Origin of the sequence: Pseudomonas sp. RIT-To-2, assembly GCF_029623465.1 — a bacterium.
Taxonomy (GTDB): domain Bacteria; phylum Pseudomonadota; class Gammaproteobacteria; order Pseudomonadales; family Pseudomonadaceae; genus Aquipseudomonas; species Aquipseudomonas silvicola.
In genome coordinates, this window is sequence record NZ_JAPYKM010000011.1 from 36,099 (window position 1) to 60,350 (window position 24,252).

The following is a 24,252-nucleotide window of genomic DNA, read 5'->3' on the forward strand; positions in this document are numbered from 1 at the left end:
CGGACGCTTCCTTAGAACGAGTATTTGACGTTGAAACCGAGGTTGTCGCGGTCGCGCGTGGCATTTTTCTGGCCGGCGCCATAGAACTCGGTGTACTGCAATTCGCCTTCCAGGCGGTTCTGGTAGCTGGCCTTGAGGCCCACCGAATAGGCCTTGCGGCCCTCGATGAAATTGCCGGTCTGGTGCGAGTTGCCCTTGAAGTCATCCTTGTAGGTGACGAACGGCGTGACGTTCATGCCGCCCAGCACGTTGTTCCAGGTGCCCATCAGCATCAGCGTGGCGCCGTAGGCGTCGCGGGTGATCTGCGCTTCGTCACCGAAACCCACGGCATAAGCGGCGTTGGCACGGCTGGAGTAGTAGCGGCGGGAGCCATCGAAGGCGGTGTATTGCAGGCTGCTGCCACGCAGGTGCTCGGAGGCCACCTCGGCCACCGCCGTGACACCGTCGAAGCCCAGGCGCGGGCCGAAGTTGTAGAGCGTGCCCAGGGAGGCGTTGAACATCTGTACCCGCTCGCTGCTCTTGACCTCGTCGCCCAGGCGCACGTACTGGCCACCGATGTTCACCAGCTCGCCGTTCGCCAGCTTTCCGGCCTGGGTCAGCAGGTCGTCGAGCAGGTCGCCGGTGGTGCCGATGCCGATGGGCATGTTCGGCCGGTAGGCCAGCTCGCCGAATAGCGCCGCCTCGCCGACCCGGGTGTTGAAGCTGACGCCGAACATGCGGATGTCCTCGGCATACTCCCGGCGCCCGCTTACCTGGTTGGCCACGTCCAGCGCGGCAACGCCGTCGGCGGCCGATTGCAGGGTAGCCTGGTAGGTGCGGGCGACCTGCCCGGAGGGGTCAGCGGCCATGGCGGCCTGCAACTGCGCGACACTGACGCCCATGGCCTGCGCCACCTGCTGCTGCACGCCAGGGGCCGCGGCGCCCTTGATCTGCGCCATGTTCAGGCCTTTGTAGGCGCCCAGGTCAGCGTGGATGGTGGGCTCCTTGCTGTGGTAATTGACGAAGTAGAAGCCGAACTCGGTGTTGTTCAACTGTTCGGCGTTGTAGCGGAACGCTACGCCGAACTGGCCATCATCCCGGGCATTGATGTCGGGCCCGATGCTGGCTACCTTGAGGTTGCCATTGCCATCCAGCCCCGGACCGCCCTGCAACCCACCCACGCCCAAGGCGCTCAGCCCCTGATGCAGGGCACTCACGGCGCGCAGTTGCGGCACCGTGGCATAGGCGCTGTGGCCGCCCTTGGCGAACAGGTCGGTCTCGGCGAAATAGGTGCCCACCGGGTCGATGGCGGTTTCCTTCCAGTTGAACTGGTAGAAGCTTTCCATGGACAGGTTGTCCGTGAGGCCGACGCTGAAGTTCAGCGCCTCCACCGGCATCAGCACTTCCTTGAGCTCCGCCCCGGGCAGGCGGAACTGGGCTGCGTCGATGGGGTTGGTGGTGTTCACCCCACCGCGGTAGAACAGCCCCTCCCCCCAGTTGAACACCTGGCGGCCCAGGCGCCCGGCCACCGGTTTGCCCGCCACCTCCCAGTCGCCACGTACATAGGCGTCGAGGATCTGCACGTCACTGCCAGCGTTGCGGCGGGTGGCACGGGTGAAGTGGCGGTTGTCAGGGGAACTCTGGCTGGGCTGCGCCGGAGCGTTGTTATGATTGTAATCCGTATGCTCATTCATGATACGGCGATCGTAAAAGCCGCTCGCCCTTAGGAACAATCCGTAGTTCCTGTAGGAAGTTTCCAGCTCACTTGTAATCTTATATACCGAAGAAACCAGACCAGGGTCGAAGTTGCGATTGCCGTCATTGGCATTTATATCGTCGTTATTCTTGTCGCGACCTTGCACACGCCATAATTGGCCATAGGAAACCGTGGTATCGAAAGAGCCGTGCACTTCATCTTCGAGAAAACTGAACTCCACGGCCTCCGCGGGCACACAGGCCATGAAGGGCAGCAGCCCGGCCAAGGTATACCCGGCTCGCGCCGGTGCAGCGCCCAGGGGCGTGCGGCTGGTTTTGATGGGCATCGCGATGTTCTCCCTGAAAATATTATTATTGTTCGAACAGCCAAGCCTTATCCGTAGGAAGTTTCCCAAGTTTGACTGTTTTGTATGATTGGCAGATGTGGATCAGGGAGCAAGAGTGCCAAGGGTTGGCGGGGATAGAAAGGTTTTTTTGGGGGGAAGCGTGTTCTTCTGAATAGGCTTACAGCGGTGGGTAATTATTCTTACAGAATGGGGTGATTGAATATGGGGCTTGAGAGGTGTAGTGCATGCAGGAGGCAAGACTTGGGGCTTTAGGCGTTCTCAAGATCGAGCGCCGCGCGGGCGGCGCTCGATCTTGTGAACAACCAAAAACTCAAGCCAAACTCTTGCTCACCACCTCATACACATCACTCGACAACGCCCCCGACGCCAGAATCCGCTCCAGCTCGCCGCGCATCAGCGCCTGGCGATGCGGGTCGTACTTGCGCCAGCGGGTCAGCGGCGACAGTTGGCGCGAGGCGATCTGCGGGTTCAAGGCGTTCAGCTCGATCACCAGGTCCGCCAGGAAGCGGTAACCCGAACCATCCACGGCGTGGAAGTTGACCAGGTTCTGCTGGGCGAACGCGCCGATCAAGGCACGCACCTTGTTGGGGTTCTTCAGGGTGAAGGCCGGGTGCTGCATGAGCGCCTTGACCCGCGCCAGGCCGCCTGGCAGCGTGCTGCCGGCCTGGACGCTGAACCATTGGTCCATGACCAGCGGGTTGTCCTTGAAGTGCTCGGCGAACGCCGCCAACGCCTTTTCCTTCTCGGCGTCGAACCGCGAGTTCACCAGCACGGCGAGAGCGGTGAGGCGCTCGGTCATGTTGTCACAGGCTTCGTACTGCTCAAGCGTCGCTTCCAACACTTCGGGCTTGGCCGTGAGCATCAGGTACGACAGCGCAATGTTCTGCAGGGCGCGACGGGCGAAGTGCTCGGCCTCGGGGATGTAGGCAGTGTCGCGGGAAATCGCCCGGTTGGCCTGGTAGCGCTGCCACAGGGCGCCGTACAGGTGCTCGGCGATCTGTGCGCGGGCAAATTCACGGGCGGCGTGGATGGCATCCACTTCGGCGCGGTCGCTGAGTTCGGCCAGGTAGGCTTCGCTCGGCAACGAGAGCATTTCGGCGACCATGGCCTGGTCCAGGCTGTGGTCGGCCAATACCGTGCCCAGCGCCGTGATCAGCCGCGGGTCGAGCACCATGGGGCTGTTCTGCATGTATTGCTGCGTCAGGTCCTGCAAGCACTGCACGGCCAGACGCTGGCCGGCGTCCCAACGGTTGAAGCCGTCGCTGTCGTGCTGCATCAGCACCATCAACTGGTCGCGGTCGTAGTCGAAGCTCAGCTTCACCGGCGCGCTGAAGCCGCGCAGCAGCGAGGGCAGCGGTTTGGCGTCAATGCCTTCGAAGACGAAGGTCTGGTCTTCTTCGGTGACCGAGATGACGCGGGTGGTGCCCACGGCCTCGGTTTCACCGGCCAGGCGCAGCGGCAGGTCGTTGCCATGGGCGTCGAGCAGGCCCAGGGCCACGGGGATCACGAACGGCAACTTCTCGACCTTGTCCGGGGTGGCCGGGCAGGTCTGGTGGAAGTGCAGGCTGTAGGTTTTCGCCGCGGCATCGTAAGCCTCGGTCACTTGCAGCCGCGGTGTGCCGGCCTGGCTGTACCAGCGCTTGAACTGCGTCAGGTCGACACCGTTGGCATCTTCCATGGCCTTGACGAAGTCATCGCAGGTCACGGCCTGGCCGTCATGGCGCTCGAAGTACAGGTCACTACCCTTGCGGAAGCCCTCGGCGCCCAGCAGGGTGTGGAGCATACCCACCACTTCGGCGCCCTTCTCGTACACGGTCAGGGTGTAGAAGTTGGAGATTTCGATGAAGCTGTCCGGGCGCACGGCGTGGGCCATGGGGCCGGCGTCTTCGGCGAACTGGTGGGTGCGCAGGTACGCCACGTCCTGGATGCGCTTGACCGTGGCCGAGTTCATGTCCGAGGAGAAACCGGCGTCGCGGTACACCGTGAAGCCTTCCTTGAGCGACAGCTGGAACCAGTCGCGGCAGGTGACGCGGTTGCCCGACCAGTTGTGGAAATATTCGTGGGCGACGATGGCCTCCACGCGCTGGTGAGCGGCGTCGGTGGCGGTTTCGGCACGCGCCAGTACGGCGCTGGAGTTGAAGATGTTGAGGCCCTTGTTCTCCATGGCGCCCATGTTGAAGTCGTTGACCGCGACGATCATGAAGATGTCCAGGTCGTACTCGCGGCCATACACCTCTTCGTCCCAGCGCATGGACTTCTTCAGGCTGGTCATGGCGTGCTGGCATTTGTCGATGTTTTCCGGCTCGACGTAGATGCGCAGGGTCACTTCCCGGGCCGACATCGTGGTGAACTTGTCTTCCACGCACCACAGGTCACCGGCCACCAGCGCGAACAGGTAAGCCGGCTTCATGAACGGATCTTCCCAGGTGGCCCAGTGGCGGCCGTCCTCGCCAGGGCCGCTGGCGATGGGGTTGCCGTTGGACAGCAGCACCGGGTAGCTGTGCTGTTGGGCACTGACCGTGGTGGTGAACTTGCTCATCACGTCCGGGCGGTCGAGATAATAGGTGATCTTGCGAAAGCCCTCGGCCTCGCACTGGGTGCAGAACATCGTGCCGGACTTGTACAGGCCTTCAAGCGCCGTGTTGGTCTCGGGGTGGATGCGCACGCTGGTGTCGACCGTGAAGGCCTCGGCCGTGGGGTGCAGGGTCAGGTAGCTGTCGTCGACCTGGTAGTCGCTGGCGCCCAGTTCCACGTCGCCCAGGCTCACCGACAGCAGTTCCAGCTGCTGGCCGTCGAGCACCAGCGGTGGCAGACCGGCGCCACGGGCCGGGTTGCGGCGCATGACCAGTTGGGCGTGGACCAGGGTATGGTCGTCGTGCAGCTCGAAGGTCAGGTGCGTTTCGTCGATCAGGTACTCAGGCGCCTGGTAGTCCTTGAGGTAAATCATTTTTGGCTGTTCGGTGCGCATGCTGACGTCCCTCTACTGATGCACGGCGAGTTGATACGCCGTGTATTTGCGAATGTTGATCACGCCGGTATCGAAGATCAGGTACTGGCCCTTGATGCCCAGCAGCGTGCCTTCTGCCACGGGGTTCTTGTCCAGGTTGAAACTGGCGATCTTGGCCGGGTAGGCCTGCACGGGGTAGCGGATTTCAAGCACCGGGGTGTCATGAAGGGGTTGGATCGCCTGCAGGCCGAAGCGTTCCTGCAGCAGGGTCAGGCCCGCGCCGCAGGTGTCGAACAGCATGTCGCGCACTTCGCCAAGATCCACCGGCGCTGCGTCACCCTTGAGCAACGCGCGCCAGTTGGTACGGTCGGCCACTTGCGAGCGAAACAGGTCTTCCACCAGCCCGGATTGCTGGCGAGTGGCAACGCGTACGATCGGCAGCGCCTGGCTGGCGCCCTGGTCGAGCCAGCGGGTAGGGAGTTGGGTGGCGCGGGTGATGCCCACCTTGATGCCCGAGGAGTTGGCCAGGTACACCACATGGTCGGTCATGCAGAACTGCTCGCCCCAAGACGGCTCGCGGCAGGTGCCGGCGTCGTAGTGGCAGCGCTCGGGGCTCATGATGCACACGTCGCACTGAGCCAGCTTGGTCATGCAGGGGTAGCAGTAGCCCTGGCTGAAGCTGGTCTTGGTCTTGCGGCCACAGTGGCTGCAGTGGATGGCGCCCAGGTATTCCAGGCGCACGGTCTTGCCGATCAGCGGGTTGACCGGTACTTCCACGTCACCGAGGCGAAAGCTGTACTGCACCACCGGGCCGTCGAGCCGGGTGGTCATCTTGCTGATGGAACCGCGGGCAATCTCGTTCAATGGACAGCATCCGACTTGAACAGAATGTTGGGCACCGGCGCCGATTTCGAGGCACATTCCTGCGGGCCCATGTAGCCGGTGCGCTGGTCTTCGGGCAGGTTCTGCATTTCCCAGGCGATCACCGCTTGCAGGGACAATTCCTTCTGCTCGGTGGTCAGCTTGCGGCCGTCGGACCACTTGCCGATTTCCACGGCCAGTTTCAGGCTTTCGTAGATCTCGGGGGTGATGTTTTCAATCATGTGAGCGAACGAAGTCATGGCGTCTCCAGAATTTATGCGCGTAGTTTACGGCGCGCGAAGGCGCCACCCAATAGCCCTGTCACACAACCGACCAACAGCCCGCCGACATGGGCGGCATTGGCGATCTGGCCGAACATGCTGATCAACGGGGTCATGCACACCAGCAGCCACACCAGCATCATCACCATCACGCTGCGGGGCATGCGGTAGACGTTGTTGGGCGCCAGCCACTGGTACACCCACACGTGCCCCAGCAGGCCGTAGAGCACACCCGACAGCCCGCCGAACAGCGTGGGCCCGCTGTACCAGTACTGCGCAGTGTTTGACAACAGGCCGAACAGCAGCGTCAGGCCCACCAGGTTGATGCGCCCCTGCAGGATTTCCACGCGCTTGCCCAGCTCCCAGTACCACAAGGCGTTCATGGCCAGGTGCAACACGCCGAAGTGCAGCAACATGGGGGTGAACAGCCGCCACCATTGGCCGGCGTCGAGGCTGGCGCCCAGGGGCAGAAAGTAGAGGTGCTCGCTGTCGAAGCTGAAGTCCTGGAAGGTCAGCCAGTGCAAGGCGTCGAAGTTGTCACCCAGCAGGGTCACCGCCGCCACGAGAAAACACAGCACCAGCACCAGGGCGGTAGCCGGGCAGGCGCGGACCTGCCAGGCGAGGCTTGGCCGGGTCAGGGCCGGGCGTGGCTGCAAATGGCTGAGGTCGATATCGTCGTTGCCCTCGGGAAAGCGCTGGTACAGCTCGCGGATATCGGCGGCCATGTGCTCGTCCAGCGCCCACAGCACCTGCTGGCCGCTTTCTTCACTGACCCGGTGCGGCACTTGCAGGCGCTCCAGCAGGCTGACGAAGCCGCTCAGGTCGGTGGTCAGCGGCAGGCGCATCACGCTGACCGGCTTCATGGCTGCACCTGCACCCGCTCGACATCGACCCACACGAACTTGTGCGGGTCGATGACGGCTTCCTGGTCCAGGCGGTAGGCCACCAGCTTGCCGTAGAGCACGGCGCTGTAGTCCAGGCAGGCCAGGTTGGGGCGGATGGCCGATGGCCGGCCGCTGCGCCAGTAATGGCCGACGAACAGCAGGGGTTCGTCGACGCCATAGCGCAGCAGGTTGTTTTTCTGGCTGCTGGACAGCGGCGTGCTGGCCACCTCTTCCGGCAGGGCGTCGGGCTGGAAGACGATGTCGCCGTAGGTCTGCGGGTCGTCTTCCCAGAATTTGGTGCGGAAGAACGCGCGGGTCAGGCCGTCACCGCCGGTCAGGGTCAGGCCGTCGGGCAGGCGCATGTCGGTGCCGCGCAGCAGGCGGTCGAACACGTTGCAGGCAAAGCTGCCGGGCACGGCCGCGGCCTGCAGGAAATGCTCGTCGATGCAGCCATCAGGGTACTGGCCGCGCAGCAGGCCGATCATGCTGGTGTCCCAGCAGGCATGCACCAGGCGGAAGCGCCCGGCGTCGATAAACAGCGGCAGGTCATAGAACCACTGCACGAAGTCTTTCCAGTCCTGGGGGTGCTGTTCGAACTGGGCCAATGTATCGCCGATCAGGCGGGCATGGCGCGGCGTATGCTCGCGCACATGTTGTTTGCCGCTGCCAGGGGGCGCCGCCGTACACCAGCCCAGGGCGTTGAATTCATGGTTACCCATGATGCAGCGCGCCTGGCCGGCATCGACCATGTCGTGGACGATGTGCAGCGCCTCGCGGATGCGCGGGCCGCGGTCGATGATATCGCCCAGGAACAGCGCCTGGCGCTGGGCATGGCGCCACACGCCGCCCTGTTTGCGGTAACCGAGGGTGTCGAGCAAGTGCTCAAGGGTATGAGCGCAACCGTGCACGTCACCGATAAGATCGTAGCTGCGTGCGGGATCGAGCATCAGTCTCCGTTACCCCCCAGCCGGCTGCCCCAGCCCAGTTTGGTGCGGCAGACTTCGTAGTAATTATGGTCCAGCGGGTGGATCAGGCGCAGCTTCTGGGCCTTTTTGCTGACCGTGACCGTGTCGCCGGGCGCGCAGGTGAAATGGTTCTGGCCGTCACAGGACACCTGCGGGTAGATGGTCATGTCCTTGGCCACGACGATTTTCAGCTCGCTGTTGCCATCCACCACGATGGGCCGGCCCGACAGGGTGTGCGGGTACATGGGCACGATGACGATGGCGTCGAGCTTGGGGTGCATGATCGGCCCGCCAGCCGACAGCGCATAGGCCGTGGAGCCGGTGGGCGTGGCGACGATCAGGCCGTCGGCCTTCTGGCTGCACACGAACTGGCCGTCGATGTAGATCTCGAACTCGATCATGCGCGTGGACTTGCCGGGGTGCAGCACCACGTCGTTGAGCGCGTCGCCCTGGCCGATGGTTTCGCCATGGCGGCGCACTTCGGCCTGAAGCAGGAAACGGTTCTCCACCAGGTAGTGACCGTCCAGCACCTCGGCGACCTTGACCTCCAGCTCGTCGGGGCGGATATCGGTGAGAAAGCCCAGGCTGCCGCGGTTGATACCCAGCACCGGCACATTGTGCCGGGCCAGGGCGCGGGCGGCGCCCAGCAGGCTGCCGTCGCCACCGACGACGATGACCATGTCGCATACCTCGCCCAGCATCTTGCGCGTGGATGTCTGCAGGCCGTGGCCCGGCAGCACCTCGGCGATGGTGTCTTCGAGGATGACGTGCAGGTGCCGGTCGAGCAGGAATTTTTTCAGGCGGCGAATGGTATCTAGCACCTGGGAACTGCCGAGGCGGCCGATGATACCGATATTGCGAAATTGCTCCATGGGGCTCCTGCGGGGGTCTGGCACGGGTGCGGCCACGGGGCGGCACCTTGGGAAACGTGGGGTCGATTATGGGCGAAAGCAACGGGCAGGACAAAAACCTTTGTGATTACGGCCCACTTCGCACCCAGACCCATTGCCCGGCCTCACAGCGCCGCGTTCGCGCCCAAGGGCACCGGCAACCCGCTATGCTCGCTGCATGAACCTGTTCCCGACCCTCTCCGACCTGCCCCGCGACCTGCGCCAGCCCCAGGTGCGCGACCTTGCCTGGGTGATTCTGGCCCCGCCGATGCTGGCCGAAACCCCGTGGCCCCAGCGTCACCCCCTGACCGCCAGCCACTGGGTGGCGCAGCCCTGGCGCCTGGAACAATGGCTGCGGGCCCTGGACGACGACCACCGCCCGCTGCTGGACTGGCTGGCGCGCGGCGCCGCTACCCGGCGACTGGGCCTCTATTACGAGCGGCTGTGGCAGTTTGCCTTGAGCCAGGCACCGGGGATCGAGCTGGTGGCCGCCAACCTGCCCATTCGCCGTGAAGGCCATACCCTCGGGGAATTGGACATCCTGCTGCGTGACGACGAAGGCGACCATCACCTGGAGCTGGCCATCAAGCTGTACCTGGGCCCGCAGGGCGGGGACGGCGCGGATGCGAGCCGGTGGCTGGGGCCCGGCAGCCACGACAGGCTGGACCGCAAACTGGCTCATCTGGCCCAGCACCAACTGCCCATCTCCGCCCGCGAAGAAAGCCGCGAAGCCCTGGCGCAATTGGGCATCCATGCCTTCAGTGCCCAGCTATGGCTGGGTGGATACCTGTTGTACCCCTGGCCCGCTGTCGCAGCCTCGCCGGCAGGTGCTCACCCCCGGCACCTGCGCGGGCGCTGGCTGCACCAGTGCCACTGGGCGGCCTTCCACGCCGACAGCCCACCGGGGCGCTGGCAGGTGCTGCCGCGCCATGCCTGGCTGGCGCCTGCGCGCTATGCTGGCAACGACACCTGGCTGCCGGAGCAATTGCAGGGCTGGCTGCATGCCCTGGACCCACTGGCCCCGGCACAATTGCTGGTGCGCCTGGTCGAAACCGGCGCCGGCGTGTGGGATGAGGCTGAACGGCTGTTCCTGGTCTCGGACCTGTGGCCCAATGTGCCCGGTAATGCTTGACCATAACAATCAGCAACGACCGTGAGAAACGCCCATGACCTGGAAGAATACCGAGGCCCGCTACGGCAGCCTGTCCATTGCACTGCACTGGCTGATGCTGATCCTGCTGGCCATCGTCTACGCCTGTATCGAACTGCGCGGCAATTTCGCCAAGGGCAGTGACGCACGAGTTTTGATCGTGCAATTGCACTTCATGACCGGCCTGACCGTATTCGTACTGGTGTGGATACGCCTGGCAGCGAAAATCGTCGGGGCCGCGCCCAGGATCGTGCCCAAGCCACCGGCCTGGCAGACCGGCCTGGCGCACCTGATGCACGCGTTGCTGTACGCCCTGATGGTCGCCATGCCGCTGCTGGGCTGGCTGACCCTGAGCGCAGCGGACAAGCCAGTGCCCTTCTGGGGCCTGGAACTGCCGCACCTGATCGGGCCGAACGAGGACGCCGCCAAGCAGATCAAGCATTGGCATGAACAGATTGGCGTGTGGGGTTACTGGTTGATTGGCCTCCATGCGCTGGCAGGGCTGTTCCACCACTACCTGGTGCGCGACAACACGCTGGTGCGGATGCTGCCGGGCAAAAGCTGAGCCGGCACCTACCGAAAGCCGGGCATGGCACGGCGCCCCTGCAGGCCACCGGTGTGCACGAACACCAGGCGGGTGCCCGGGGCGAAGCGGTGCAGGTTGTGACGCAAGGCCAGCAGTGCCTTGCCGGTGTACAGCGGCTCCAGGGGCACGCCGCTTTCTGCCTCGGCGGCCAGCATGAACTCCAGTAGTTCGTCATCCACCTTGGCAAAACCGCCACGGCTGGCGTCGACCAACTCATAGCCGCCCGCCTCGCCCACCAGCGCCGAAACATTATCCGCCACCCCATGCCCCTCAGGCACTGCCATGGCCCCGTACACCGGCGCGCCCCCGGCCTGCACCAACCCGGCCAAGGTGGTGCCGGTGCCCACGGCCAGCCACCAGCCATCGAAACCGTCCCAGCCCAAGGCCGGCAACTGCCCGCGCACCTGGTCGAGCAACACCTGGCAGCCGCGGGCGCCCGCTTCCCCGCCGCCCCCTTCCGGGACCGCCAGCAGGTGCGGGTAAAGGGCTTGCCAGGGCGCCCAGAAACCGGGGTCATGGCGCTGCCGGTAGCCACCATAGCCCAACCAGTGCAGGGCCATGCCAAAGGCTTGCAGGTCTGTGACGGTCGGGGTCACCTGCGGGTGCCCGCGCAGCAACCCGACCGTCTCGAAACCCAGGCGTTGCCCCGCCGCCGCCAGGGCATGCAGGTGGTTGGAATGGGCGCCGCCCAGGCTCATGACCCCGCTGGCGCCCAGGGCCTCCATGTGGTGCAGGTGTTCGCTGAGCTTGTACCACTTGTTGCCGCTGATCAGCGGGTCTATCAGGTCCAGGCGCAATACCGCTACCTGTACGCAGGCGGCACTCAGCCAGCCCAATGCCAGTGGCTGCAAAGGAGGAACAGCGGTGAACACGACGATGGCTACCTGAAGCGCTGGAAGGGCTCGCAGTCTAGCATTGTGCTCAGCGCCCCCAGAGCCAGCTGTGGGTACTGCCGCCCTGGACCACCCCTTCAAGCGGTGCCAGCCATGCCTGCAGCGTCAGCACGGTTCGGCGCACCTGCTCTTCGCAGAGCACGCCGCGCTCGTACAATTCGAACATGTACGCTCTCAACCGCCAGTATTCAGCATGACGCGGTTGCGCCAGACGTACCACGTCGTTGAACAGCCCCGGCCCCGTGGTGGTGGATATTCGGGTCATGTAGTCGCGCATGCCCGGGGCCAGGTCGAACGGCCGTGCGGCCAAGTGCTCGCGGGCGGTGGCGAAGCGCCGCAGCAGTTCCTGGGAAATGGCGTCGAGCAACGGGTTCTGCGCCAATGTCGCGAAATGGCTGTTGTTCGGCATCGCGTCCAGCCCCAGCAGCACATGGTTGACCGCTCCCCCCGTCATCACGTCGCCCGGCCTTATCCGCAGGATCGGCAGCGGTTTCAGCAGTTTGTCGTCCATGTCCAGGTACACGCCGCCCTTGGCGAACATCAGCCGGTAACGCAGCACGTCACAGGCAGCCGCGTAGTTGCGGCTGCCGGGCTGCAGAAAGAAGTTGAAGGGTTCGGCATGGGGGCTGGCTAGAAACGCCTGGAAAAAGGCGTCATCTTCAAGGGCTTCGAACGCCACGCCTTTGAAACGCTGCTGCAGCACTTGCAGTTGCTGCGCCGTGTGGGTGTCACCGCCCCGGGCCAGAAAATGCACCGTGTGCGCAGTCGGTCGGCCGCGCAACTGCAGCATATTATTGACCAGCGCGGCCTGGTGGGTGTCGATCAAGGTTTTCGCATCGCCAATCCAGACCTGGTGGACATGGGCGGGCACGACATCGGTCCCCAAGGGGCGCGTGGCAGGTGAGAAGGCCGGGCGGTCGGGACAGCCCAGCGCACGCCGGGCGCGCTGTTGTTCGGCGGCATCGGCCAGCCGCGTACCCTCGCGGCTGGCGATGAACTGCCCGGTATCGCGGTCCAGGCGGTAGTAGTAACCGTTGTCAGCGCAGTACCACTGATGACTGTCCAGGTCGTATTTGACCGACAGGCGCCCACCGGCCATGCGCAGGGTATAACTGACCTCGCCACTGTCGCGGATCGCCTGCTGGTCCAACTCCACGCCAGCGAGTACATATCGCGCCTCCTCCAGGGCTTGTTGAGCGTCCATGCCACCCTTGAGGCTTGGCTGCGGCGTCAGGCGCCAGCGCCCCCCACCCTCGTGGCGCAGCAGCGGGTCGGGGTTGGAAAAGTGCGATGCGTGCAAGGGCCCCTCACCCGCGCCAAGCCGGAAAGTGGACGGGCCGCCCAGCGGGTCACGCACCTCGTACACCCGGTGGTAGCGTCCATCGTCCAGCCGCGCGTGCAGCGCCCCATCGAACACGTACAACCCGTGCCGCGGGCCTTGCTTGAACTGAAAGGGCTGTGCCGAAGGCTGGGTGCCGAGCAGACGCTGAAGCTGGGGTGCCTGGCCCGCCACCGCACGGGCGGGCAAGGCGAGCCGCACCAAAGGCGCCCGTGTACCGGGCCGGGCATTCCAGGGACGCTTGGCATTGTGCAAACCGACGGCACTGCTCAGGGCTTCCAGGGTGTACTCGGCCGCCAGCTGCTTCTGGTCGTCCTGGTAGGCCTCGTAGCCCTTGAAGGCCAGAAAGCCCAGCTCGGCCACGTCCAGCACCGTCATCAAGCGCCCCGGCAGCACCAGGCTGGCGATACGAAACAGCGCCACGGCAATGGCCAGACCTTTGTCCACCGCCACCTCGGTATCGGACACCGCCTGGGCATCGGCATCGCTGCGCAGGTAGCGGCTACGGTAGTCGAACGCCACCTGGGGCAATGGCCTCTCCAGGGGCCGCATCGCCACGTCACTGCCACCGCGCCCGCCCGCCAATGCGCTGAGCACCCGCAACGCCGCGCCTTGCTGATGGGCACCGAAGCGGCCTAGCCAGTAGCGCGCAGGCGCACTGCTGGTTGGCGACGCGATCCCGGCCAGGTCGGCCTTGAACTGCCGAAGCATGTTGCGCACCGACGCAAAACGCTGGAATGCCGCACCACCGGGGTAACCGGGGCGGTACAGGATCAACGAAGGCTCGCCCTCCAGGTTGAACACAAAGACATCACGCAGGCTGTTGCCCGCCATTACCAGCCCCTGGACCTGCACCTTGTGGCCGTCCAGCAAGGGCCGCCCGTGCGCGGTGGGGTGGTCGAGCACCTGCAGCACCGTCCGCAGGCCTGCCTCGTCCAGATGCCCCGCGGCGCTGGCGACCCGCGCATCCAGGCGCAACTGGCCGTCGATCAGCCCTTCGGCGGCGGCTCGCGCTGTGTCATACGCCTTGCGCGCGACGGCCGCCTGCGGGCGCGCCAGGCGCGCCTCCAGCAGTGCTTCATAGCCCTCCTGCAATTTCAGCCGTTGGGCCAGCCGGTCGGCCTGGGCCAGGCTGAGCTGATCGGGGTGCAGGCCCACGGGCTCGATGCGACGCGCCTCCAGGCCTGTGCGGTCCAGGCGCAAGGCGATGTACTCCAGCAGCGAAACGTAATCGCTGCTGACTTCGTGGCTGGCTTGGCGCCCAGGGGTGGCAGGCACCAGCTCGCTGATCGGCGGGTCGGGGGCATAGGCCGCGGTGTAGATCATGAAACCGACAGCCGTCGGGTCCACCCCCGCCACCTCGGCACCGATGCGCTGGCGGGCGTAGTCATGAAAACTCGGCAGGTCGCCGAAATACTCATGAGCCTGGCGCTGGCGCTGCCATTGCAGGGCCAGGAGGCTATCCAACGCCGGCTCATCCGCCAGCAAGGCGACCGGCCACTGCGCACGAATCACCTGCCGAAAATGTGAGTAGCCCTTCCAGGCCTGGGCTTTGCCACTCATGGACACGTCCAGGCCAATCAACGCTTGCCACAGGTTGCCCTGGGCCTGTTCCTCGTTGCTTTTCCAAGCGGCGACCTGCTGGCTGACGGCAGCGCTAAACACATTGTCACGCAACGGCACTGCTACCAGCTCAGGCACCCCGGCCGCCAGGGCCTTCAGCCACTGGGCCTGGTCCGGAACCGACAGGCGCGCCAGCATCAGGCAACGTTGCAAAGCGTCGTCATGAAACCGCCGGGCCAGCGTATCCAGGGCCTGCTGCAGGTGGTCGAAGCCCTGCAGAAAACCGAAGGTGCCGGTGCAGTGAGCCAGGGTCGGACCTGTGGCCGTAGCACGCGCCACCACTTGGCGGGTGCTGTAGTCCACGCCAGCGGGCGTTTCGGTCAGGACGAACAGCCCAGGGAGGGGCGCGGTACGCTGCCCGGTGTCATCCACCAGGTGCAGGCCATACACCTCGCGGCCGCTGGCGCGGTCTTGCCAGCGCGGGTAGCGAACACATTCACGGGCCAGGTTGTAGGCCTCTTCCGATAGCCCGTCGAACAACCGATGCAGCCGGGCCTGTTCGAGGAAGTTGTCGCGCAGCCGCACCTCCTGCTGCAACTGGCGGGTGGTGTGATGCTGGTCGATGGGCAACTGCCAGTACGCCAGGGAAGCGCTGATGAACGTGGCGGGGTCAACTGGGTCATGACGGGGCAACAGGGCAAGATCAGGCAGGCCGTCGGGCAACGGTGCGCGCCGGGGCACAGGGTCGGGAATCAGGGGCAACATGGTTTCTACTCCTTGGTCAGAAACCCGCAGCCTGCCAAGGCACCCGCCACCCGAGGTGTTAGATAATGAGAGTGCGCCATGCCGGGTGTTCGCGTTCGACAACCGGAACATCAGGTGCATGGCGCCCAGGCAGCAACACTTGCAGCCGTCACACGGCTTACAACTGCGCCGCCAACCGCGAACCCTGATTGATCGCGCGCTTGGCATCCAGTTCGGCGGCTACATCGGCACCGCCGATCAGGTGCACCGACTGGCCAGCGCCAACAAGGCCATCGTGCAGTTCACGCAGCGGATCCTGACCCGCGCAGATCACCACGTTATCCACCGCCAGCAGCTGGGGCTCACCGCCAGCGATACTCACCCGCAGGCCCGCATCGTCGATGCTCAGGTAGTCGACGCTGTTGAGCATCTGCACCCCTTTGTTCTTCAGGCCCGTACGGTGAATCCAGCCGGTGGTCTTGCCCAGGCCATCACCCACTTTGCTGGCCTTGCGCTGCAACAGGTACACCTGGCGTGCCGGGGCGTGGGGCTGGGCCTTGATCCCGGCGACGCCACCGCGGGCCTGAAGGGCGGTGTCGATACCCCATTCCTTCCAGAAAGCATCCCGATCCTGGCTGGTGGCCACGCCTTCGTGCACCAGGAATTCACTGACATCGAAGCCGATGCCCCCGGCACCGATGACCGCTACCGACGGGCCCACCGGTCGACGTTGCAACAAGACGTCCAAATAACTCAGCACCTTGGGGTGGTCAATGCCGGGAATGGCCGGCGTGCGTGGCGCGATGCCCGTGGCGAGAATGATTTCATCGAACCGGCCTTCCACCAGTTGCGCCACGTCGACACGACGCTGCAAGCACACTTCCACGCCAGTGGTCTGCAACTTACGGTTGAAATAGCGCAGCGTCTCGTAGAACTCTTCCTTGCCCGGCACGCGCTTGGCGACGTTGAACTGCCCACCGATCTCGCTGGCGGAATCGAACAGCACCACCTGATGCCCCCGCTCGGCCGCCACCGTTGCCGCCGCCAGACCCGCCGGGCCGGCGCCGACCACGGCTATTTTCTTCACTTGCGGGGTGGGCAGGTAGTTGAGTTCGGTCTCGTGGCACGCCCGCGGGTTGACCAGGCAACTGGTGAGCTTGCCGCCAAAGGTGTGGTCCAGGCAGGCCTGGTTGCATCCGATACAGGTATTGATTTCATCGGCACGGCCTTCGGCGGCCTTGTTGATGAAGTCGGGGTCGGCCAGGAACGGCCGGGCCATGGACACCATGTCGGCGTCCCCCTCGGCGAGGATCTGCTCGGCCACTTCCGGGGTGTTGATGCGGTTGGTGGTGATCAACGGTATCTGCACCGCGCCGCGCAACTTGGCCGTGACCTTGCTGAATGCGGCGCGTGGCACCTTGGTGGCAATGGTGGGAATACGCGCTTCATGCCAGCCGATACCGGTGTTGATCAGCGTCGCGCCGGCCTGCTCGATGGCCTTGGCCAGGGTGACGATTTCATCCCAGTCACTGCCGCCTTCCACAAGGTCAAGCATCGACAAGCGGAAGATGATGATGAAATGCGGGCCGACCGCCTCACGCACGCGGGTGACGATCGCCACTGCCAGGCGCATGCGGTTTTCGTAACTGCCCCCCCAGCGGTCAGTGCGGCGGTTGGTGTGGGCGGCAAGAAACTGGTTAATGAAATAGCCTTCCGAGCCCATGATCTCGACACCGTCGTAACCGGCGCTTTGGGCCAGTCGCGAGCAATTGACGAAATCGACGATCTGCTTCTCGATGCCCTCCTCGTCCAGTTCACGCGGTGTGAACGGGTTGATGGGCGCCTGCAGGGCGCTGGGCGCCACCTGCTTGGGGCTGTAGGCATACCGCCCGGCATGCAGAATCTGCAGGCAAATCTTGCCGCCCGCGTCATGCACGGCCTGGGTCACCACCCTGTGGTTGTCCGCCTCTTGCGCAGTGCTGAGTTTGGCCGCCCCGGCATAGACGCCGCCTTCCTCGTTCGGCGCGATGCCGCCGGTAACCATCAAGCCCACGCCGCCACGGGCGCGCTCGGCGAAATAGGCTGCCATGCGCTCGAACCCGCCGGGCTTTTCCTCCAGGCCGGTGTGCATCGAACCCATCAGGCTGCGGTTGCGCAAGGTGGTGAACCCCAGGTCCAGGGGGGCGAGCAAGTGCGGGTAGCGAGCGGCGGCCATGTGTCACTCCATCAACAGGCAAATCACGGTATGCGGTGGCCTCGGGAAATAGCTGGCGGGCCCCGTCGTTTATCTGTCGTTGAATTTACGGCCAAGGTGTATGGGTCTCAATGACCGAAAATGACAAGTTATTGATCCAATTGCACAGGGCGCGGTGGAGGCTTACCCTGGCGGTGTGTGTCGCTCTGTTGCGCCACCGGGTAAAATCCGCCGCGGCAGAAACAGTGTGCTGCGCGGTAATGCGACCGCCACCCGCTGTTTTCCCGTACCCTAGTGCCACTGATCGAGGAGCCCCACGCCAGCCCATGGCCCGTTTGCTGCTAAGCCTGCTTTCCCTGACCCTGCTCGTGGCGCTGGGCGCCTATGGCGTGTGGACCCAGGACCGCCCCGCCGGCCATTACTTGTCCGACCTGCGTATTCAGGTGGCCGTTGACCAGGGGGTGAGCACCGGGCGTGGCAACCTGCTGGGGGTTCAGCCTGAGTTGTTCGCCACCGACTACCAGAGCCTGGAACGCCTGCACCGCAAGCTGGCGGCCTATCTGAGCCAGGCCCGGGACCTGGGCATGATCAGCGCCAGGACCGTGGTGGTGTTGCCTGAACATATCGGCACCCTGCTGTGGGCACGGGGCGAGAAGGATGAGCTGTACCAGGCGCCGCGCCTGGCCGAGGCCAACCAGTGGCTGGGCTACAGCAACCCCCTGCTGTTCGCCCGCGCCTGGCTGGACGCCACCAGCGACGACCGCGCCCAGGACACCCGCCTGCGCATGAAGGCTCGCAGCATGGCCAGTGACTACCAGCAGGTGTTTGGCGGCCTCGCCAAGGAGTTCGGCGTCACCCTGGTGGCGGGTTCCATCATCCTGCCCGATCCTAGGCTGCGCGACGGCACCCTGGTGACCGGCCGTGGCGGGCTTTACAACGTCAGCCTGGTGTTCGGTGCCGACGGCAAACCCCTGGGCGAACCGCAGCGCCAGCTGTACCCCGACTTCGTCCAGCGCCGCTACGTGCAGCCCAGCCCCGATTCGACCTTGCAGGTGCTGGATACCCCGGCCGGACGGCTGGGCGTGCTGATTGGCAACGACAGCTGGTACCCGGCCAACTATGCAAGGCTCGACGCCCAGGGCTGCGAGCTGATCGCCGTCCCTGCGGCCCTCAATGGCAAGGACGTATGGCGTGAACCCTGGCGTGGCAACCCCGACCGCCGCGACGCCGAGCCATTGAGCATCAAGCCGGGAGAGGTCAGCGAGGGCGAAGCCTGGCACCGCCTCAGCCACGCCGACCGGGCCAGCGTCAGCGTGTTCCTGCGCGGGCAGTTCTGGGACCAGTTCAGCGGTGGCCAGAGCTTCGCCAACCACGATGGCCTGACTCACCCCACCGATGACGGCCGCGGTGCGCGGCTGATCAATGTGTGGTTGTAGCCCATGCCAAGCACACCGGTGAGGCTGGGCGACCTGTCCGTGGGTTTCATCCACAGCCTGGCCGATGCCGTGGCCAGCCATGGCCTGGACCCCGCCCCACTGCTGCTGCAATACGGCCTTGAGCCCTTGCGCCTGGCCGAAGCCGGCGCGCGGCTGTCGATTCCCCGCTACATGCGCCTGGGCCATGCGGCCATCCAGCTCACCGGCGACCCGGCCCTGGGGCTACGCATGGGGCGGGCATCGCGCATGGCCCAGGCAGGCCTGGCCGGTGTCACCGCGGCCCAGGCGCCGACAGTGCGCGAAGCGGCGCGCACGCTGATCCGCTTCGCCCCGCTGAACCAATCCAACTACCGTGGCCAGGCCAGCCTGCACGAAGATTCGCGCGGGGCCTGGTTGCGCTTCTATTCCATCAGCCCGTACAACGCCTACAACTGCTTCGTGGTGGACTCGGTGCTGGCTGGGTGGCTGCAGCAACTGGGCACACTGTGCGGGCAGACCTTGCACGCCGAGCGCGTGGACGTCGAATACCAGACACCGCCCTATGCCGAGCAGTACCAGGCCCTGAGCAGCGGGCCAGTCACCTTCGGCGCGAGCCACAACCAGTTGCGCCTGAGCCTGGCCAACCTGGCCTTGCGCAACCCGGACCACTGCCCCAGCACCTACCGCTACCTGCTGGGCCTGTGCGAGCAGGAACTGCAACAGCTGACCCGCACCCGCGGCCTGCGCGAGCGCATCACCCAATTGCTGGGGCCGCTGCTCGATGGCGGGCGGGAGCCGGACCTGGAGGAAGTGGCGGCGCGGCTGAAACTGCCGACCTGGACCTTGCGGCGCAAACTGGCTGACGAGGGCACGCAGTTCCGCGCCATTCTCAATGACACGCGGCGTGACCTGGCCATGGCCTATATCCGCGACACGGAATTGGCGTTTGGCGAGATCGCCTACCTGCTGGGGTTTGCTTCGGCTGAAGCCTTTGCGCGCGCCTTCAAGCGCTGGAAGGGGCAGACACCGGGGGAATACCGGCGCCAGAGCGTGCGGGCGCTATAGCTCGGTGGCGTCTTCGGCGGGTTCCAGCGGGTCCAGCTCCACGGCGCGCGATTCAAGCAGTTCTTCCTGGTACTCATCCATTGCTCATGTCCTCTGTTCGATGTCCGGGCAGGATAGCGCCTGCCCGTGAATATAAAATGACGTGGGTCAGGGGATGAACGCGCGAGGGCGATGGAAATTTAGCGGTGGCGGAGCACCGCGTGATGGTCGCGCGGCGCCAGCGCCTGCACAAGGAGGGCGCCGCGCGACATGGGGCTCAGCGCCTGCCAGCCCTTACTGGCTGGCAGCCGGGGTGGTCGCCGCAGGGGCTGCTTCCGCTGGCGTACTGGCCGCCGGCGTGGTGGTCTCGGTGGTGGTCGAGGTTGGGGTAATCGGCGCGGCTTCAGCCGGTGGCGTCACCGGTTGCGAACCCTCGGCCGGCGTCGCAGCCGGTTCCGGAGTGGCCGCCGCTGGGGCTGGGGTCGCGGGCGCCGGGGCTGGCGTCGGCGTCGGCGTGGCTGCAGCCACCGGTTCCGCTGGCTTGACCGGTTCGGCCTTGGTTTGCGCCTTCGCCTCGGGCTTGGCTTCGGCCTTGGGCTCGGGCACGCCCAGGTCAGCCTTGGGCTTATCGGCGATATGCGCGGCTTTCTTCACTTCGGCGGGCAGGTACACGTCCACGAGCGCGAAGTAGCGGTCGTAGAACTTGGCCGACGTCACGGTCTCGCTGGCCACCTTGACCATGGAATCGTCGGTGGACCCGATTGGCATCGACACCGAGCCCAACACACCCACGCCCAGGCTGGCGGAGTTGTTGACCTTCTTCAGCGCATACCGGTCCTGCAGGGCGTTGGCGAACATGGTCGACGACGTATTGCCGTTGCCGTCAGCGGCGCAGGTCACGCTGAAGCTGATCTCCATGTGGGTCTCGCCCGTCTGCTGGAAGCTCTTGTGGCCACTGAGCTGCTTGGGGTCGCTGCTGGTGATGATGTAGCCCTGGCTGAGCAGCGCCCGCCGGGCAGCCTCGCAGGACGAGGAGTCGCTGACCGGATAATTGCGCGAGTAGGTGCCCGAATCCGAGAATTCCTCGTGTTCGTACATGGCCGGTTTGTTCGACGAACAACCGCTCAGGGCGGCCAGCGAAAACGCCAAAGCACACCCCAACCGCGGGGCACTCAAGCTCGGTGACTTAGACATTGCGAATCCTGGGCAAACTATCAGCCCCTATTGTGCCTCACAACCGCAAGGCAAGGCGCATGAAATGAGTTTTAGACAACCTGTAACCCTACTACGGCTGCGCTCAGGAGAAAAGTCGAATTGACGCTTGGCCGATGGACGAAGGCAAATGACATCATCCCGCCAGCAATGCAGCGCCTGCCCGAGCACCGCTCGGACAGGCGCCCTTCACTCAAGCGCGCACATACACAGGATGGCTCTCGCACAGCGCCATGATGCGCTGACGCACACGCTCACGCACCTGGATGTCGGTGGGCGCCGACAACAGATCGGCCATCAGGTGCGCCACTTCCCTCGCCTCCTCCAGGCCAAAGCCCCGGCTGGTCAACGCCGGCGTACCCACGCGAATACCACTGGTGACGGCAGGCTTCTGCGGGTCATTGGGGATGGCATTCTTGTTCAGGGTGATGTGCGCGCTCTCCAGCAACGCCTCCGCATCCTTGCCAGTGATGTTCATGGCCTGCAGGTCGACCAGGAACATGTGGCAATCGGTGCCGCCGGAAATCACCCGTAGGCCACGCTCGGTCAGCACCTGGGCCATGGCCTGGGCATTGTCGATCACACACTGCTGGTAGTGCTTGAAGTCGTCGCCCAGGGCTTCATTGAACGCCACGGCCTTGGCCGCGATCACGTGCATCAGCGGCCCACCCTGGTACATCGGGAAAATGGTCTTGTCGAGCAGCGCGGCGTATTGCTCGCGCGCCAGAATCAGACCGCCCCGCGGCCCGCGAAGGGTCTTGTGGGTGGTAGAGGTGACGAAGTCGGCATAGGGCACCGGCGACGGGTAAAGGCCAGCCGCGATCAGGCCGGCATAGTGCGCCATATCCACCATCAGGTAGGCGCCTACCTCATCGCAGATCGCACGGAAGCGCTTGAAGTCGATTTGCCGGGCGTAGGCCGAGGCGCCGGCGATGATCAACCTGGGGCGATGCTGGCGGGCCAGGTGCTCGACCTGCTGGTAATCCAGGGTTTCGGTTTCGGGGTCCAGGCCATAGGTGTGTGCCTGGAACAGCTTGCCGGAAAAATTGACCTTGGCGCCATGGGTCAGGTGGCCGCCATCGGCCAGGGACATGCCCAGAATCACATCACCAGGATTGAGCACCGCCAGCAGCACCGCCTGGTTGGCCTGTGAGCCTGAGTGGGGCTGGACATTGGCATACTCGGCACCGAACACTTTTTTCAGCCGCTCGATGGCCAGGTTCTCGACCTCATCCACCACTGCGCAGCCGCCATAGTAACGGCGCCCCGGGTAGCCTTCGGCGTACTTGTTGGTGAGCACCGACCCCTGTGCTTCCAACACCGCTTGGCTCACGTAGTTTTCCGAAGCGATCAATTCCAGGTGGGTTTCCTGGCGGTTTTCTTCACGGCTGATCAAGCGGGCGATCAGCGGGTCCTGGTTGTGCAGACTCATGGGTGTGTCCTCAAAGTAGGGCGGCCGTGGGGCGCGCGGCTCGGGTTGCGGCCGCGGCAACGCTGGTGGCCGTGTTGGGCAAATAGATGGAAGTGTCCTTGAGGCCACTGCCGGTGATCAGGATGACCGCGGTCTGCGGCGTATGCGGGTGCAGCTCGGCGTACTTGCACAAGCCGGCGTAGGCACTGGCAGCACCGGCCTCGGCGAACACACCGGTACGCGCCGCCAGTTCGCTGGCCGCGCGCACGATGCTGTGGTCGTCCACGCAGAGGAATTCGCCACCACTGGCGGTGACCGCGCGCATGGCCTTGAGGCGGTCACGGGGCAACGCCACGTTGATGCTGCTGGCCAGACTGCTGGGCGTGCGCCGCTCCACGATGTCCATGGACTGGCCGCTGTGCCAGGCGCGATGCATGAAATCGCTGTTCTGTGCCTGCACCCCGATCAGGCGGGGGATGCGCTCGATCCAGCCCAGTTGCAGCAGGTCGGCAAACCCCTTGTACACCGAGCCCAGAATGCAGCCGTTGCCAACAGGCACGAACATCAGGTCAGGTGTTTGCCAGTCCATCTGCTCGCAAATCTCGAAGGCCACGGTTTTCTTGCCTTCACTCATGTATGAATTGATGCCGGTGGTGCGGTTGTACCATCCGTTCTGCTCGCACGCCTGCAGGCACTGGTCGAAGGCCTCGTCATAGTGGCCGTCCACCAGCACGATCTCGGCGCCGTAGCCGATCATCTGGGCCATCTTTTCCCGCGGCGCCGTGCGTGGCAGGAAAATCACGTTGCGCAGGCCGCGGCTCGCGCTCATGCCTGCCAGCGCCGAGGCGGCGTTGCCGGTACTGGCCACCGCCACCGTGGTGGCCCCGCATTCCAGCGCATGGGCAACGGCCAAGGCACTGGCGCGATCTTTCAGCGACCCCGTGGGCTGGCGTGACTCGTCCTTGATCCAGACCTTCAGCGGCGAGCCCGGCCCCAGCAACTCCGGTTTGGCATACAGGGGCGTGTTGCCCACCATCAGGCTCGGCGCGAAGCGGGAGGATGCCAGCGGCATCAACCGGTCATACCGCCACATGCCCCGCTCGTGCTGCCCGGCCAGGCTGGCCCGGGACCAATCGCGCCGCAGCGTGTCGTAATCGTAAAGGGCGTCGAGCGCACCATCGACCCGGCATGCCGGGCACCAGGTGTGAACCTCATGGGGGCTGTAGCGGCCCCCGCAACGCAGGCATTGCAGTACGAATTCCCTGTACGAACCTTTCATTGGCAACCCTGTTATCGACAACTGGCGGGTAGCCGGGCGGCATGGCGATCGCTGATCGGTGCCTGCCCGGCCCGAGACGAAACCCGGCGGGTCAGACCACCATGATGGCGTCGATTGCCACCAGGGTACCGCGCGCCAGGGCACTGGCACCGGCGGTGGTACGTGCCGGATACGGCCGGGTGAAAAACTCTTCCATGACACGGTTCAGCGTCGGGAACTCGCTCAGGTCAGTGATGAATGCGGTGACCTTCACCACGTTGGCCAGGGAGCCACCACTGGCCTGGGCCATGACCTTGAGGTTTTCCAGGGTCTGGCGCAGTTGCCCCTCGAAATCACTGGCCCAGACTTCGTTGTCTTTGGGGTTGACCGGCGTCTGCGCCGACAGGTAGACGGTCTGGCCTACCTTGATGCCCTGGGAGTAAGTGCCCAGCGGCAGGGGCGCCTGGTCGGTGAAGATAACGTTGTCGCTGCCCAGGACGGTTTCGAAGGTTTCAGTGGCCTGACGTTGAGCATTGCTGTGCATGGGTACATTCCTTGTGGGGTGGTGGGGTC

General features: G+C 64.8%; 18 protein-coding genes. 4 read left to right on the plus strand and 14 right to left on the minus strand.

What is annotated here, in order from left to right; translation table 11 throughout:
- Positions 1-11: 11 nt before the first annotated feature.
- The 7 genes from QBK88_RS12210 to QBK88_RS12240 all read right to left on the minus strand — a co-directional run bounded on the left by QBK88_RS12210 (position 12) and on the right by QBK88_RS12240 (position 8,852).
- Positions 12-2,021, minus strand: coding sequence for a DUF1302 domain-containing protein (locus QBK88_RS12210; protein ID WP_277962236.1), 2,010 nt, complete (start codon positions 2,019-2,021; stop codon positions 12-14).
- A 331-nt stretch (positions 2,022-2,352) separates the two neighbouring features.
- Complete coding sequence (pepN, locus tag QBK88_RS12215; RefSeq protein ID WP_277962237.1) at positions 2,353-5,010, minus strand: aminopeptidase N; 2,658 nt, start codon at positions 5,008-5,010, stop codon at positions 2,353-2,355.
- Between the two features lie 12 nt (positions 5,011-5,022).
- Complete coding sequence (locus QBK88_RS12220; protein ID WP_277962238.1) at positions 5,023-5,853, minus strand: DUF2797 domain-containing protein; 831 nt, start codon at positions 5,851-5,853, stop codon at positions 5,023-5,025.
- Positions 5,850-6,110, minus strand: coding sequence for a YeaC family protein (locus QBK88_RS12225; RefSeq protein ID WP_158153667.1), 261 nt, complete (start codon positions 6,108-6,110; stop codon positions 5,850-5,852). Before QBK88_RS12225 ends, QBK88_RS12220 begins: the two co-directional genes overlap by 4 nt.
- 14 nt (positions 6,111-6,124) lie before the next feature.
- A complete protein-coding gene (locus tag QBK88_RS12230) occupies positions 6,125-6,994 on the minus strand; it encodes a rhomboid family intramembrane serine protease (protein ID WP_277962239.1) in 870 nt (289 codons plus the stop codon).
- Entirely contained in the window at positions 6,991-7,962 is a 972-nt protein-coding gene (locus QBK88_RS12235; protein ID WP_277962240.1) for a metallophosphoesterase, read from the minus strand. The genes QBK88_RS12230 and QBK88_RS12235 overlap by 4 nt, the downstream gene beginning before the upstream one ends.
- Positions 7,962-8,852: an NAD(+) kinase gene (locus QBK88_RS12240; RefSeq protein ID WP_268144419.1), complete on the minus strand. Its 891-nt coding sequence runs from the start codon at positions 8,850-8,852 to the stop codon at positions 7,962-7,964. The genes QBK88_RS12235 and QBK88_RS12240 overlap by 1 nt, the downstream gene beginning before the upstream one ends.
- A 196-nt stretch (positions 8,853-9,048) precedes the next feature.
- Between QBK88_RS12240 and QBK88_RS12245 the strand changes: the two genes are divergently transcribed.
- Both QBK88_RS12245 and QBK88_RS12250 read left to right on the plus strand, forming a co-directional pair.
- Positions 9,049-10,002, plus strand: a complete 954-nt coding sequence (locus QBK88_RS12245) for a DUF1853 family protein (protein WP_277962241.1) — start codon at positions 9,049-9,051, stop codon at positions 10,000-10,002.
- Between the two features lie 34 nt (positions 10,003-10,036).
- Entirely contained in the window at positions 10,037-10,585 is a 549-nt protein-coding gene (locus QBK88_RS12250; protein ID WP_277962242.1) for a cytochrome b, read from the plus strand.
- Between the two features lie 8 nt (positions 10,586-10,593).
- Here the strand turns inward: QBK88_RS12250 and QBK88_RS12255 are convergent, their stop codons facing one another.
- From QBK88_RS12255 to QBK88_RS12265, 3 genes are all read right to left on the minus strand, one after another.
- Positions 10,594-11,478, minus strand: a complete 885-nt coding sequence (locus tag QBK88_RS12255) for a 1-aminocyclopropane-1-carboxylate deaminase (RefSeq protein ID WP_277962243.1) — start codon at positions 11,476-11,478, stop codon at positions 10,594-10,596.
- 49 nt (positions 11,479-11,527) lie between these two features.
- Positions 11,528-15,166 (minus strand): dermonecrotic toxin domain-containing protein, encoded by a 3,639-nt coding sequence (locus QBK88_RS12260; protein WP_277962244.1) that lies wholly within the window; start codon positions 15,164-15,166, stop codon positions 11,528-11,530.
- 157 nt (positions 15,167-15,323) lie between these two features.
- The gene (locus QBK88_RS12265) at positions 15,324-17,360 is read right to left on the minus strand and encodes an NADPH-dependent 2,4-dienoyl-CoA reductase (protein WP_277962245.1); all 2,037 of its coding nucleotides are present in this window, start codon (positions 17,358-17,360) and stop codon (positions 15,324-15,326) included.
- Between the two features lie 305 nt (positions 17,361-17,665).
- Here QBK88_RS12265 and QBK88_RS12270 point away from each other — a divergent pair, with 305 nt between their 5' ends.
- Both QBK88_RS12270 and QBK88_RS12275 read left to right on the plus strand, forming a co-directional pair.
- Positions 17,666-18,775 carry a carbon-nitrogen hydrolase family protein gene (locus QBK88_RS12270; protein ID WP_277962246.1) on the plus strand — a complete coding sequence of 370 codons (1,110 nt, stop codon included), beginning with the start codon at positions 17,666-17,668 and terminating at the stop codon, positions 18,773-18,775.
- A gap of 3 nt (positions 18,776-18,778) precedes the next feature.
- On the plus strand, positions 18,779-19,819 hold the full coding sequence (locus QBK88_RS12275) for an AraC family transcriptional regulator (protein WP_277962247.1): 1,041 nt from the start codon (positions 18,779-18,781) through the stop codon (positions 19,817-19,819).
- Positions 19,820-20,092: 273 nt separating this feature from the next.
- On the opposite strand, the gene QBK88_RS12280 is transcribed toward QBK88_RS12275, so the two are convergent.
- The 4 genes from QBK88_RS12280 to QBK88_RS12295 form a co-directional block, all read right to left on the minus strand.
- Complete coding sequence (locus QBK88_RS12280) at positions 20,093-20,992, minus strand: DUF2242 domain-containing protein (RefSeq protein ID WP_277962248.1); 900 nt, start codon at positions 20,990-20,992, stop codon at positions 20,093-20,095.
- A 211-nt stretch (positions 20,993-21,203) separates the two neighbouring features.
- On the minus strand, positions 21,204-22,442 hold the full coding sequence (gene glyA, locus QBK88_RS12285) for a serine hydroxymethyltransferase (RefSeq protein WP_277962249.1): 1,239 nt from the start codon (positions 22,440-22,442) through the stop codon (positions 21,204-21,206).
- Between the two features lie 10 nt (positions 22,443-22,452).
- Positions 22,453-23,700 (minus strand): threonine synthase, encoded by a 1,248-nt coding sequence (gene thrC, locus QBK88_RS12290; protein WP_277962250.1) that lies wholly within the window; start codon positions 23,698-23,700, stop codon positions 22,453-22,455.
- Positions 23,701-23,791: 91 nt separating this feature from the next.
- Complete coding sequence (locus QBK88_RS12295) at positions 23,792-24,223, minus strand: Rid family detoxifying hydrolase (RefSeq protein ID WP_277962251.1); 432 nt, start codon at positions 24,221-24,223, stop codon at positions 23,792-23,794.
- Between the last annotated feature and the right edge of the window lie 29 nt (positions 24,224-24,252).